Annotated in this window: 14 protein-coding genes; 8 read left to right on the top strand and 6 right to left on the bottom strand. The window is 66.1% G+C overall.

Annotation, left to right across the window (positions count from 1 at the left end; genetic code table 11):
* Positions 1-79: 79 nt before the first annotated feature.
* The gene (locus CDN36_RS10395) at positions 80-811 is read right to left on the bottom strand and encodes a hypothetical protein (RefSeq protein WP_051594437.1); all 732 of its coding nucleotides are present in this window, start codon (positions 809-811) and stop codon (positions 80-82) included.
* Between the two features lie 398 nt (positions 812-1,209).
* Between CDN36_RS10395 and CDN36_RS10390 the strand changes: the two genes are divergently transcribed.
* Positions 1,210-3,225, top strand: a complete 2,016-nt coding sequence (locus CDN36_RS10390; RefSeq protein WP_043223335.1) for a DNA topoisomerase III — start codon at positions 1,210-1,212, stop codon at positions 3,223-3,225.
* A gap of 524 nt (positions 3,226-3,749) precedes the next feature.
* Here the strand turns inward: CDN36_RS10390 and arsN2 are convergent.
* Genes arsN2 through CDN36_RS10365 form a run of 5 tightly spaced genes read right to left on the bottom strand, consistent with a single transcriptional unit; the run spans position 3,750 to position 6,993 of the window.
* A complete protein-coding gene (arsN2, locus tag CDN36_RS10385) occupies positions 3,750-4,580 on the bottom strand; it encodes an arsenic resistance N-acetyltransferase ArsN2 (protein ID WP_024537140.1) in 831 nt (276 codons plus the stop codon).
* Positions 4,577-5,668, bottom strand: coding sequence for an ACR3 family arsenite efflux transporter (arsB, locus tag CDN36_RS10380; protein ID WP_011829936.1), 1,092 nt, complete (start codon positions 5,666-5,668; stop codon positions 4,577-4,579). The genes arsN2 and arsB overlap by 4 nt, the downstream gene beginning before the upstream one ends.
* Positions 5,669-5,677: 9 nt before the next feature.
* Entirely contained in the window at positions 5,678-6,175 is a 498-nt protein-coding gene (locus CDN36_RS10375) for an arsenate reductase ArsC (RefSeq protein WP_027350506.1), read from the bottom strand.
* Between the two features lie 12 nt (positions 6,176-6,187).
* A complete protein-coding gene (locus CDN36_RS10370; RefSeq protein ID WP_011829938.1) occupies positions 6,188-6,652 on the bottom strand; it encodes an ArsI/CadI family heavy metal resistance metalloenzyme in 465 nt (154 codons plus the stop codon).
* A gap of 11 nt (positions 6,653-6,663) precedes the next feature.
* Positions 6,664-6,993 carry an ArsR/SmtB family transcription factor gene (locus CDN36_RS10365; RefSeq protein WP_024537143.1) on the bottom strand — a complete coding sequence of 110 codons (330 nt, stop codon included), beginning with the start codon at positions 6,991-6,993 and terminating at the stop codon, positions 6,664-6,666.
* 349 nt (positions 6,994-7,342) lie between these two features.
* Here CDN36_RS10365 and CDN36_RS10360 point away from each other — a divergent pair, with 349 nt between their 5' ends.
* From CDN36_RS10360 to CDN36_RS10330, 7 genes are all read left to right on the top strand, one after another.
* The gene (locus tag CDN36_RS10360) at positions 7,343-7,579 is read left to right on the top strand and encodes a hypothetical protein (RefSeq protein ID WP_027350507.1); all 237 of its coding nucleotides are present in this window, start codon (positions 7,343-7,345) and stop codon (positions 7,577-7,579) included.
* Positions 7,580-7,604: 25 nt separating this feature from the next.
* Positions 7,605-7,997, top strand: a complete 393-nt coding sequence (locus tag CDN36_RS10355) for a hypothetical protein (RefSeq protein ID WP_003141051.1) — start codon at positions 7,605-7,607, stop codon at positions 7,995-7,997.
* A gap of 250 nt (positions 7,998-8,247) precedes the next feature.
* Positions 8,248-8,964: a DUF5983 family protein gene (locus tag CDN36_RS10350; RefSeq protein WP_287496685.1), complete on the top strand. Its 717-nt coding sequence runs from the start codon at positions 8,248-8,250 to the stop codon at positions 8,962-8,964.
* Between the two features lie 343 nt (positions 8,965-9,307).
* Positions 9,308-9,859: an STY4534 family ICE replication protein gene (locus tag CDN36_RS10345; protein WP_027350508.1), complete on the top strand. Its 552-nt coding sequence runs from the start codon at positions 9,308-9,310 to the stop codon at positions 9,857-9,859.
* A 55-nt stretch (positions 9,860-9,914) separates the two neighbouring features.
* Complete coding sequence (locus CDN36_RS10340; RefSeq protein WP_027350509.1) at positions 9,915-10,526, top strand: DUF3275 family protein; 612 nt, start codon at positions 9,915-9,917, stop codon at positions 10,524-10,526.
* 89 nt (positions 10,527-10,615) lie between these two features.
* Positions 10,616-10,981, top strand: coding sequence for a hypothetical protein (locus tag CDN36_RS10335; protein ID WP_287496684.1), 366 nt, complete (start codon positions 10,616-10,618; stop codon positions 10,979-10,981).
* Positions 10,982-11,065: 84 nt separating this feature from the next.
* Positions 11,066-11,716, top strand: a complete 651-nt coding sequence (locus CDN36_RS10330; RefSeq protein ID WP_023083174.1) for a hypothetical protein — start codon at positions 11,066-11,068, stop codon at positions 11,714-11,716.
* Positions 11,717-11,757: the final 41 nt, after the last annotated feature.

Genomic DNA, 11,757 nt, shown 5'->3' with positions numbered 1-11,757 from the left:
AAGGTAGTTATCTCGGTGTGACGAACCGCAGAACAAAGACTGGCGGCAGTTTCCACTGCCGCCGGAGCTTGTCGCTTCATCAGTTCGCCGGATTGCTGCCCAAGCTCTGCTGATACGCCCATTCGTCATCGCGATCCAGGTCACGCCAACTGTCGTCGGCTCCACCCGTTCCATCGCCCTCGATGAACACCAGCCCGGCGCGACCTGCCTTGCGGTAGATCAGCCAGCCACGGCAGTTCAGCGTGTCCCCATTGAACATGCGATCACCTTCGGGGTCGTATTCGCCCGTCATGGTGCCGTCGGCCTCGATCGTCCATTCGTCGACCGCCGCCCACAGGTCCGTTGTCGGGGGGCACTCGATGTCCATATCGGGCTCGTCGGGGAACGAGGCATTGCTCTCAGCCATCGCACCGGCCACATCATCGGCGTTGTAGATCGTTTCGGCCAATGCCTGGCGGGCATGCAAGTCGTAGAAGTCGGCCACACTGACGTACACGTCCGTGGAACCGGCGCTGGCCTTCAACGCCTCGACGCAAGCCGTGGTGACGGCCGACGGTGCCGCGCCCGCCGCTGCAAGGCCGAGTTCCGCGGCCCGCCTCTCGCCCATCGGCAGGTTGAGCACGAGGATCTCGGCATCCTCCAGGTGGTAGTCGAGCTTGGGATCCGCCTCCTCAACGGACAGTGCCGCGTGCGTGCGGTATCCCAGCAACGCGGCAATGACCTCGGAGAGGTGGGAACGCTTGACCGTCAAGCCTTGCGCAGCAAGGACCCGGGAAGCCGCGAAGGCGGCTGAACGTACATAGTTGCTCATCGGAATACTCCGCTACTGTTCGAGCGCTGGACGTTTTGTCGCTGTCGAACAGCCGGTACTCCGGATGATTGAAAGCGAGGGGTACTGCGGGGAGCTGCGAATGCCTGTTTCAAGCTGTCCAGAGCTTGGGCGGGCGCCTGACTATGGATGCTACCCCTGAAGGCCATCTCCCGCAATCCGAATGCCGACGAGGTCTGTCCGGCCACGCGATCCCCCGTCCCCCAGGAAGCGGCTGTAGCAGCCCGCACCCGCTTCCCTTGCGCCAGCGCATCTGCCGCCCGCGTTCTGCACCAGCACAACCTGGTGTCCTCCGCTTCCATTTTGTTTGCTGCCGCGCACACGTCGGCCGGGAATGCTGACGTCCATTCGATGACCGTCACGCACACCCAGGAGGCTTCATGCGCGTGTTTCTGTGCGAGAAGCCCTCCCAGGGCAAGGACATCGCCCGTGTGCTGGGCGCCGGTCAACGCGGCAACGGCTGCTACAGCGGCGCCGGTGTCGTCGTGACCTGGTGCATCGGTCATCTGGTGGAGGCGGTTCCGCCCGAAGGTTACGGCGAGCAATACAAGCGCTGGGCCCTCGAGCAACTGCCCATTCTTCCTGAGCGTTGGCGTGTCGAGCCCAAGGCGGCGACCGCAGCGCAATTCAAGGTCGTGCAGCAGTTCGTCGCCAAGGCGAGCGAGTTGGTGATTGCGACCGACGCCGACCGCGAGGGCGAGATGATCGCCCGCGAGATCATCGACCTATGCGGCTACCGCGGGCCGATTCAGCGCCTGTGGCTGTCGGCGCTCAACGATGCGTCGATCCGCAAGGCGCTGGGTGCGCTCAAGCCGTCCGCCGAGACGCTGCCGCTGTATTTCTCCGCACTCGCCCGATCGCGCGCCGACTGGCTGATCGGGATGAACCTGAGCCGCCTGTTCACGCTGCTGGGCCGCCAGGCCGGCTACAACGGCGTGCTATCGGTCGGGCGCGTGCAGACGCCGACGCTCAAGCTGGTCGTGGACCGTGATCGCGAGATCGCGCGCTTCGTCTCGGTGCCGTTCTGGGCCATCGAGGTCGCACTGTCGCATGCAGGCCAGACCTTTGTCGCAAGCTGGACACCGCCGCAGGGTAGCACCGACGAAGCCGGCCGTTGCCTGCAGCAGCCGGTGGCGCAGCAGGCCGCCGAACGCCTGCGCGCGGCCGGCACCGCCCAGGTGCTGTCGGTGGAGACCGAGCGCGCGCGCGAAGGCCCGCCGCTGCCGTTCGACCTCGGCACCTTGCAGGAAGTGTGTTCCAAGCAGTTGGGCCTCGACGTGCAGGAGACGCTGGACATTGCCCAGGCGCTGTACGAGACGCACAAGGCGACGACGTATCCGCGCTCGGATTCGGGCTACCTGCCCGAGAGCATGCTGGCCGAGGTGCCGGCCGTGCTCGACAGCCTGGTCAAGACCGATCCCAGCCTGCGGCCGTTGATCGACCGCCTGGACCGCCAGCAGCGTTCGCGAGCGTGGAACGACGGCAAGGTCACGGCGCATCACGGCATCATCCCCACGCTGGAGCCGGCCAATCTCTCGGCGATGACCGACAAGGAGTTGGCCGTCTACCGGCTGATCCGCGCCCACTACCTCGCGCAGTTCCTGCCGCATCACGAGTTTGACCGAACGGTGGCGCAGCTCACGTGCGGCGGGCAGTCGCTGGTGGCGGTCGGCAAGCAGATCGCGACGGCCGGATGGCGCCAGGTGCTGGCGGCGCCGGCCCTTGACGACACGGACGGAGAGGATGCACGGTGCGGCCAAGTATTGCCAGCGTTGAAGGCTGGCGATGCCTGTCAAGTCGGTCAGGTCGAGCTGAAGGCATTGAAGACGCTGCCGCCCAAGCCCTACACGCAGGGCGAGCTGGTCAAGGCCATGAAGGGCGTCGCCAAGCTCGTGACCGACCCGCGCCTGAAGCAGAAGCTGAAGGACACCACGGGCATCGGCACCGAGGCGACGCGCGCCAACATCATCAGCGGGCTGCTGGCCCGCGGCTATCTCTTGAAGAAAGGCCGCGCCATCCGTGCATCGGATGCGGCCTTCACGTTGATCGACGCCGTGCCGGCGGCCATCGCCGACCCGGGGACCACGGCGGTGTGGGAGCAGGCACTGGACATGATCGAGGCCGGCCAGATGGCACTGGACACCTTCATCGCCAAGCAATCGAGCTGGGTCGCCCGGCTCGTGCAGCAGTACCGCGGCGCCACGCTGGACCTCAAGCTGCCGCCCGCGCCGGACTGCCCGCAGTGCGGCGCCCCGATGCGCCAGCGTAGCAGCAAGAGCGGCGTGTTCTGGTCGTGCAGCCGCTACCCGGACTGCAAGGGCACGGAGCCGGTCGAAACCGCGACAGGCAAGCCCGCAGCGCCAAGCCCGCGGCGTCGGTCTCCGAAGGCGAGCTGACGCCCACGTTTCCCTCTGCCACGCCGGCTGCTGCCGACGGCGGGGCAAACCTCCCGCACCCCGCGGGACTCCCCAGCGCGCGTTCCCTTCTGCAACGGTGTGCGCGTCCTGCAGGCCCATCACGGCCTGCTGGGCGAGAAGGTCATTTCTCCCCGGATCGCGTTCGCCGCGGTTCCGCTGATCGACGTGCTTCCGCCGATACGCGAGCGGTCTCCTGACGCCTTGGTGTGGAAAACTGCGAGGCGCCAGGAGACCGCTTGCGGTCGACGGTATTCGGTGCCGGTGCCCGCCGGCGGAACAACGGGCTCCCTTTGTGCGCGTATGCGTGCCAAAGGTTTCCGGCCCCAGCCACGAAACGGGCCGGGTGCGATTGCTGATGCAGCGAACGGCTTTGACGACGGCCCGCGCTGACGCAGCCCACAGGTGGTTTTCCTTCCTCTCCAGCCGAAGGCCCGCGTGGCCTTCGGCGATTAGTCATTTCACTGATGCACCTCTGTGTCCCGGGATGTCCTTGTGAGGGCACATCACAGTGACATTCGACGTCCAAGCAGCACGGCGCTCGAAGGACAAAGGCTTGCGGCCTGCCGTGTGGCAAGGATGGCCGCCGGTGCGGCGCTGCGCTCGATTGGCTTGAAGCCCGCGCGCTCGAAGAACGGCGCAGCCGTCGTGGTCAGCAACCAGGCGTCGCGCCCGCCCTCGTCGAAGGCACGGCGCAGCAGCAGTGCGAACATTCCGCCGCCGATGCCGCGATGGCGTGCGTGTGGCAGCACCACCAGGGAGCGCACGAGCACGTCTCGGCCCAGGCGCTCGAAGCCGCCGTAGCCCACGCGCTCGCCGGACACCGTGGCATAGGCGAAGAAGCTGCGCCCTGGTTCGGCCAGGTCGTCCGTGGGAAGCACGGCCTCTTGCAAAGCCAGGGCGAGGTCCGGGTCGCTGCCGGCGATCGGCGTATCCACCAGCAGCGGCGTGCCATCCTCCTTGCGGTTCTCGCCCGCCGGTCGTTGCGGCAGCAGGTCGATCACCATGTCCGAGGGGCGGCACAGGCGCACGCCCGAGCGCGACACCACGATGGGCCGATTGATGAGGATCGGGTACGCCAGCATCTGATCGATCAACTGGTCGTCGCTCCAATGCGCGGCATCCAGGCCCAGTTCCTTGTAGGGCGTGCCCTTGATGCGCAACACATCCCGCACGCCCATGCCCATCCGCGCGATCAGCGCCTTCAAGGTCTCGCGGTCGGGCGGCGTCTTCAGGTACTCGATGACCGTGGGCTCGATGCCGCTGGCGCGGATCAGCGCCAGCGTGTTGCGCGACGTGCCGCAGTCCGGGTTGTGGTAGATCGTGACGGTACTCATGCCGGATGCCTCGCTGCGTTGCGCGGGGCCTGTTCGTACCAGGCGCGGGAACGGTTGACCACGCGCACCACCAGCAGCATCACCGGCACTTCGATCAGCACGCCGACCACGGTGGCGAGGGCCGCGCCGGAATGGAAGCCGAACAGGCTGATGGCCGCTGCCACTGCCAGCTCGAAAAAGTTGCTGGCACCGATCAACGCCGAGGGACACGCGATGTTGTGCTTCTCGCCGACCCTGCGGTTGAGCCAGTAGGCGAGGCCGGAATTGAAGAACACCTGGATCAGAATGGGCACGGCGAGCATGGCGATCACCAGCGGCTGTCGCAGGATGGCCTGGCCCTGGAAGGCGAATAGCAACACCAGCGTCAGCAGCAGCGCTGCGATTGAGAGCGGGCCGAGGCGCTCCAGCGCGCGGTCGAACGCGGCCTGTCCACGACGCAGCAGCGAGCGGCGCCACACCTGCGCGAGGACGACGGGGATGATGATGTAGAGCACCACTGAGGTCAGCAGCGTGTCCCACGGCACGGTGATCGCCGACAGGCCCAGCAGCAGCCCGACGATGGGCGCGAAGGCGAACACCATGATGGTGTCGTTCAGCGCCACCTGCGACAGAGTGAATACCGGGTCGCCGCCGGTCAGTCGGCTCCACACGAACACCATCGCTGTGCACGGTGCGGCGGCCAGCAGGATCAGGCCGGCGACGTAGCTGTCGAGCTGGTCGGCCGGCAGCCAGTCGGCGAAGACGTGGCGGATGAACAGCCAGGCCAGCAGTGCCATCGAGAACGGCTTGACCGCCCAGTTGACGAACAGCGTCACGCCGATGCCACGCCAGTGCTGGCGAACCTGGCCGAGCGCGCCGAAATCCACCTTGAGCAGCATTGGGATCACCATGACCCATATGAGCAGGCCGACCGGCAGGTTGACCTGGGCCACTTCCATGCGGCCGACGGCCTGGAACGCGCCAGGCGCGAGCTGGCCCAGGGCGATGCCGGCGACGATGCACAGCAGCACCCACACCGTCAGGTAGCGCTCGAAGATGCTCATCGAGAACGATGGCGTGGCGGCGACGGCTTCTGTCTGTACGGTCATCGTGCTACCTCACTGCTTGCCGATGACGCGCAGCTCATGCTGCAGCGACATGGCATCGAGCCGTTGGAGCGGCAGCGACAGGAACAGCTCGATGCGACGCTTGAGCGTCAACGCGGCGTCCATGAACGCCTTGCGCTGCTGTTCCTCGCTGCCTTCGACGGCGGCCGGATCGGGCACGCCCCAATGGGCCGACACCGGCTTGCCCGGCCATACGGGACACACCTCGCCAGCGGCGTTGTCGCAGACGGTGAAGATGAAATCGAACACCGGCGCACCGGGCGCCACGAATTCGTCCCAGCTCTTGCTGCGGTAGCCGGTCGTTGGCAGGCGCAGGCGCTCCAGCGTGGCGAGCGCCAGCGGGTGGACTTCGCTCTTGGGGTGGCTCCCCGCCGAGTAGGCGCGAAACCGTCCCAGGCCCAGTTCGTTGAGGATGCCTTCGGCCAGGATGGAACGCGCCGAATTTCCGGTGCAGATGAACAGCGCGTTGTAGGTGGTTTCAGTCGTCATCGATGCCTCGCGTCAGCAGCAAGAAGCAGCCCGTTTCGCGGCGGCGCGACTGTCACTCGGCGCGCAGCAAGCTGGAGCTGTGCTCGGCGCGGGCTGCGGCGCTTCGTTGAACACGGGGATGTTGCCCAGCGTGTGGAAATGCTCCCAGGCCACGCCCTGCGGGTCGGTGACCCAGTGCTTCTCACTGCGTGCATAGCAGCAGGTCGTGGTGCCTTCGTCGAGCAGCGCCATGTCGGCAGCCTGCGCGCGGGCCTTCAGGGCGGTGAGTTCGTCGGCGTCATCGGTCTGGATGCCCAGGTGGTCGATGCCCGGCTTGCTGCCGCGCGTGGAGATGGCGAAGTTGACCGGCGGGTCTTCGAGCATCCACTTCGCGTAGTCGGCCTCGATGCGAGCCGGCTGCGCGGCGAACAGTTGGGAATAGAAGCCGATGCTGCGATTCAGGTCATCGACGTGCAGGTGGACGTGGAAGCGTTTCATGGAGGTTCCTTTCAGCAGGAGGCGCAGGCACGGGTGGATTCATTGGCCTCGCACACGCCACCTTGGCAGCAGTGCTCGGTCAGGTAGCCGAGCAGCCCGTTCATGTGGGCGAAGTCGGCGCGGTAGATCAGGTTGCGGCCCTGTTGCTCGATGGTGACGAGGCCGGCATGGGCCAGCTCCTTCAGATGGAAGGACAGGGTGTTGCGGGCCACGTCGAGCTGGTCGGCTAGGACGCTGGGCGTGAGCCCTTCGGGGCCGGCGACGACCAGGGCGCGGAACACGCGAAGGCGCTGGGTGTGGGCCAGGGCGCCCAGGGCGGAAACGGCTTGGGTCTCGTTCATAGTTCAATAATACAACATCTATTGAATAATGGTGCAGGCACATCGCAATAGAGGACCGGGCGCGCCCGACCCCAATCGGGGACGCCACTGCGCCCGATTGCTGCGTGACGCGGCTATCTGATAGTCCGAAGCTCACCCTCATGCGTTGCTGACCGTCGTCAGCGGCATGCCCTGGCAGTCCCGGTCTTCAAGACTGCAACGCGGTTCGCCGCGTTGACCGATCCAGTCCGCTTCGCATCGCCCACCGCGGACGCTCGCCGGCCTGGCGACGATGCACTTTTCTCAACCACCCGAGGGGAACCCCATCCCCTGCGTGATGCGTGCTCCTCGACCCACCAAGGAGCACGGCATGTCTGAACCTTCCGCATCTTCCTCTGCAACCGCAGTGCGCAGTGGTGCGCTGGCGCTGGCCTGGACCAGCAAGCGTTTGCCGCTACAGGTGCTGCGCAGCGCGGCCGGCCACTACATCGGCACACAAGACGACGAAGGCCCGGTATCGCGGGAGTCCGTCGAGTATTTCCCGACCCACCTCGCAGCACAGCGCGCCCTGGATACCCACGCCTGGACACAGCGCGCTCACCCCTGATTCCCACCCTTCAAGGAGTTCTCTCATGAATCTGTCTTTACCCGAAGACGTGCTCGATCAGATGGCGCTGGAACAAGCGCACTTCGACGCTGCACCGCAGGCCTTCTTCGAGGCCTGGAAGCGCGGCGCGCAGATCGCCGGCCACGAGTGGTTCGGCGACGGCACACGCGAAGGTCTGCAGCGTGCCACCACCAAGTGGGACCTGCGGCCCAACATGCTGATGCTCAACGACGCCTTGGGCGTGCTGAGCAGCGGTCAACGCATGTTCCTGTCCGCGATGGTGAGCTTCTACAACTCCCGCGAGGGCGGCGCGATGCTCAAGCGTTGCGGCTTCGAGGGGCTGTCCGACTTCGGCGGCCTCGATCTGGAACGGCGCCAGGTCATCGCTGACCTCACGCTGCACTACAACGGCTGGTGAGCCGCGCCTGGCAACCCACCGTCCTTTCATCCCACCCCACGAGGGACATGCGTCCTCGTTCGGGGCCATGTCCCTCCTTCTTTTCGCAGGAGCGGCCATGGCCCGAATCACCATCTTCCACTGACCTGCACCGCCCGCCACCAGGGCGGCCCGACGCCGCGGCCGGCTGACCGGTTGCCACTTCATCCACTCGCTGGGGTTCAATCCCCGGCAGGGGATTGCCTCGGCCATCCTCTGCTGGAGGAATCCCATGTCCCATTCCAACAATCCCTTCGCCCGCGGCTACGATGGCCTGTCCGTGCAGCGGCTGCTGGCGATTTCCTACGACGACGACTGCCCGCTGAGCTACCTGCCGCTGCACGTCTCGCAGTCGCACTTGCCGGACAGTCAGGTCGAGCGCCATGCCTGCGTCTTCTGCGACGACTTCGCGCTGATCACGGAAGGCCAGAACGTGCCGCCCGAATTGGACGCGCAGTGTCCCAGCCACGGCATCGCCCGAAACCTCGTCTACGCCGTCATGGCCGAAGAAGCCGGCCAGCCGCTGCACGTCGGCGATACCTACTCCGAGGAAGCGGCGCGCGAGGTGGTGCGGCGCCTGCGCTTCGAGACCGGCTTCTACAGCCGTGCCTGGGAAATCAGTTCGGCGCACATCACCGAGGAGGCCGGCCGCTATCTGGCCAACCTGGCCGACATCGCCACGCCGAGCGGTTTTCTGTTCGTGGCCTTCCGCATTCCCTACAGCCCGGCGGTCGGCGTGAAGCTGATCGCCACCCCCTGGACGGATGCGAACCTGCAGCATGTCGAGGGCATCACCGCCGAAGAACTGCGGCAGGAGCACCGGGCCAAGGGCATGCCGGAGTCCCTCGTCGAGGTGCTCCACCTGGCCGCGCTCGCCGACGTGCGTCTGCTGATCTTCGATGCCGACGCGCCCGTGCTGGACGGGCTGACGCTCTACGACGACGACTAACCCGCAACCCATTCGAGCCCCCATGTCGGGGCTCTTCTTTTTCGCGGAACGCGGTGCCGGCGCATTGCCGATTCCCGGCGGACGGCGGCCGCCATGTGCCGCACGCTGACCGCATGTTCGCTGGCGTTGCCGGCAGCATGCCCAGGCAGCCACGATCTTCAAGGCTGCGACGCGGTTCCGACCGCGTTGATCACACCAGTTCGCACCGGCATCCATGCGCGAACGGCCATCGGTTCTCGATGGCGATGCCACCAAGCTGTTCCATCAACCCACGCGGGGGTTCCACACCTTCCCCGCCTTGGGTCGGGTGTGTCTCCGCCTCATTGTTCTCAGGAGATTCACCATGACCACTTCCAACGAAAAGTCCTACTTTGATCTGCACATCACCGGCCTCGGGTACCTCAATCGCATCCGCGAGGTGAAGCCCAAGAAAGGCGATGCGTTCCTGGCCTGCGACATCGCGGCCCTGAACGGTCCCAGCGATGACGTCTCGTATGTGCGTTTCGACACGCGCGTATCGGGATCGGAAGCGCAGCACCTGGTGCGCCGCTGCATTCAGGCGGTCGACGCCGAGAAGAAGGTGATGATCGGCTTCCGCCTGGGCGACCTGTGGACCGACACCTTCACCTACTCCAAGGGCAAGCGTGCCGGCGAGCAGGGTGTGAGCCTCAAGGCCCGCCTGCTGTTCGTCAGTTGGATCAAGGTCGACGGCAAGCTCGTCTACAAGGCCGAATCCAAGCCGACCGAGACCGACGAGCGCGAGCCGGAAGTCCCTGTGACGTCCGACGCGCCCGCTTCGCAGCAAGCCTCGGCACCGGAGCCTTCGGAGCCCGTCGCCGATGCTGCCGACGACGCTGCCGATGCCCCCGCATTGGCCGTTGCCGAGTCGTTCTGATCCGCAAGGCCCCATTCCCGGGGCCTTGTCTTCTCTTCGTCAGCAGGAGACCTTCATGATCACCATCCCCGGCCAACTGGCCATCAAGACCATCCACGGCAGGAACGGCGACTTCAACGTCGGCCGCCTGGCAACCTCGATCGGCGAGTTCGTCGTGAAGAACGCCGAACTCGATCAGTACCACGAGGGCAAGTACGACGGTGATTTCGTCATCGTCGAGATTCGCCCCTCCACGTACAACGCCAACGGCCGCATGGTCATCGAGATCCGCGCCCATCTGGGCGGGATGACGCTGTCCAACATCGACGCCCTGAGCCGCGACGAAGCCCGCCGGCTGAGTCCGCAGGAAGTCGATCCGATCGACGAGGAAGCGCAGGCGCCCGTGCCGGCAACGCCCCCGGCCAAGCCGAAGGCGAAGCCGCGCAGTCCGCGCGATCCCCTGGTCGATACCACGCCGTTCGGCAGCGAACCGGCTCCCGTGTCCGCTGCGGCCTCGGCCGAGGCAGACGACGCGGCGCTGTTCGGTGCCTTGTGGCCCCTGGGCGAGACCGTGAAGCTCGATGCGACCGTGGATCGTCGTGTGCTGCGTCAGCAGCGCGACCGTCTCGACAAGCTGGGCTACGAGTTCGCTCCGTTGTCCCAGGACTGGCACCTCAAAGCTGCCTGATCCATTCGCCGCCTTGCGCGGCATTCCGCCACCCGCCGGGGTTCTCCCCCGACGGGGAGGGCTCCGGCCATTTCTTCAAGGAGATCCTCATGGGCTGGACCTTCGTTCGTCAGACGCGCGATCAGTTGATCCGCGAGCTGATCGCTCCGCAGGCGTCCGAACGCGCTTGCTGCGAAGTCATCGACCACACGCTGGACGGCGACGTTCTGTGGACCGTGGTTCGCGTCACCGCCAGGCAGGCGGGCGTCATGGGCCTCGCGGCCGGTGAGTCCGTCTGCTACATCGGCTGCCATCTGCTGGAAAGTTCGGGCGGCGATTGGGGCTACAAGTCCCTCGATGAGTCCGTGCATCCGTACTACTACTCGTGCCCGCTGCGCTATCTCGACATGGTGCCGGTGCAAAGCCCCGAGTGGCGCGAGCGGGTTCACCGCTTCCACGCGGGGTGCGCTGTCTAGCGGCACGCATCTTCCTTCACCCAACCGGGGCGAGCACGGCCCCGCGGGCTGTGGTTGCTCCTTCATTTTCAAGAGGACATCACCATGCCTGCACCTTCTTCCGCGAAACCGCTGTACCGCATCGACGAATGCCCCGACCTCATGGCCGACGCTTGCGTCGGTGACGAGCAGGGCAATCTCGTCTTTCTCTCGATCTGGGCGCGCGACACCGCTGTTCAGGAGTTCCTCGCCCGCCTGACCCTCGGCCGGGATGAGCAGGGACTGGATCAGTTCCACGTCATCACCGAGCAGGGCGCATCCATCCCGGTCTTCGTCGGCAACGTCGAGAACCTGGAAAAGCGCATCACCCGTGCCTATCGGCGAACGCTGTTCGGTTCGCTGACGAACGTGTGGCTGTTCGATCGTCGCTGCGTGAAGCCAGACAAGGCCAACGCCAGCGCGCTGGCGCTGCTGCCCAGGGATTCCGCTCACCGGCTCGACCGGCTGTGGACGCTGGTGCAGGAGACCTGCCCGCTGCCACTGCTCGACCACTGGCGCGACACCGTGCTGGCGCTGTTGCAGACACGGCGAATGTTGACCGGTCTTCCCTTGGCCCTCGGGCCGCTGGAAGGCCATCGGCTGGCCCTCGATGTCCCGGCGCTGACGAAGGCGTTGGGCGAGCTGATCCGCAACGGCACCCTCGGCGCCACGCAGTACGAACTGGCCGCGGACGCACCGCTTCGGCGTGTGGCGTGAGCCATCCCCACGGGCATGCGCGCCGCGCGTGCCCGCCTTCC

This window comes from Pandoraea sp. CB10b_02 (assembly GCF_002216225.1).
Lineage (GTDB): Bacteria > Pseudomonadota > Gammaproteobacteria > Burkholderiales > Burkholderiaceae > Pandoraea > Pandoraea nosoerga.
The sequence above is the reverse complement of the archived record's forward strand: the minus strand, read 5'-3'. Positions and strand labels throughout refer to the sequence as shown.

Excerpts from the sequence above, each read along its gene's own strand:
- CDN36_RS10395 (WP_051594437.1), bottom strand. The coding sequence starts at position 811 with ATGAGCAACTATGTACGTTCAGCCGCCTTCGCGGCTTCCCGGGTCCTT.
- CDN36_RS10390 (WP_043223335.1), top strand. The coding sequence starts at position 1,210 with ATGCGCGTGTTTCTGTGCGAGAAGCCCTCCCAGGGCAAGGACATCGCC.
- arsN2 (WP_024537140.1), bottom strand. The coding sequence starts at position 4,580 with ATGAGTACCGTCACGATCTACCACAACCCGGACTGCGGCACGTCGCGC.
- arsB (WP_011829936.1), bottom strand. The coding sequence starts at position 5,668 with ATGACCGTACAGACAGAAGCCGTCGCCGCCACGCCATCGTTCTCGATG.
- CDN36_RS10375 (WP_027350506.1), bottom strand. The coding sequence starts at position 6,175 with ATGACGACTGAAACCACCTACAACGCGCTGTTCATCTGCACCGGAAAT.
- CDN36_RS10370 (WP_011829938.1), bottom strand. The coding sequence starts at position 6,652 with ATGAAACGCTTCCACGTCCACCTGCACGTCGATGACCTGAATCGCAGC.
- CDN36_RS10365 (WP_024537143.1), bottom strand. The coding sequence starts at position 6,993 with ATGAACGAGACCCAAGCCGTTTCCGCCCTGGGCGCCCTGGCCCACACC.
- CDN36_RS10360 (WP_027350507.1), top strand. The coding sequence starts at position 7,343 with ATGTCTGAACCTTCCGCATCTTCCTCTGCAACCGCAGTGCGCAGTGGT.
- CDN36_RS10355 (WP_003141051.1), top strand. The coding sequence starts at position 7,605 with ATGAATCTGTCTTTACCCGAAGACGTGCTCGATCAGATGGCGCTGGAA.
- CDN36_RS10350 (WP_287496685.1), top strand. The coding sequence starts at position 8,248 with ATGTCCCATTCCAACAATCCCTTCGCCCGCGGCTACGATGGCCTGTCC.
- CDN36_RS10345 (WP_027350508.1), top strand. The coding sequence starts at position 9,308 with ATGACCACTTCCAACGAAAAGTCCTACTTTGATCTGCACATCACCGGC.
- CDN36_RS10340 (WP_027350509.1), top strand. The coding sequence starts at position 9,915 with ATGATCACCATCCCCGGCCAACTGGCCATCAAGACCATCCACGGCAGG.
- CDN36_RS10335 (WP_287496684.1), top strand. The coding sequence starts at position 10,616 with ATGGGCTGGACCTTCGTTCGTCAGACGCGCGATCAGTTGATCCGCGAG.
- CDN36_RS10330 (WP_023083174.1), top strand. The coding sequence starts at position 11,066 with ATGCCTGCACCTTCTTCCGCGAAACCGCTGTACCGCATCGACGAATGC.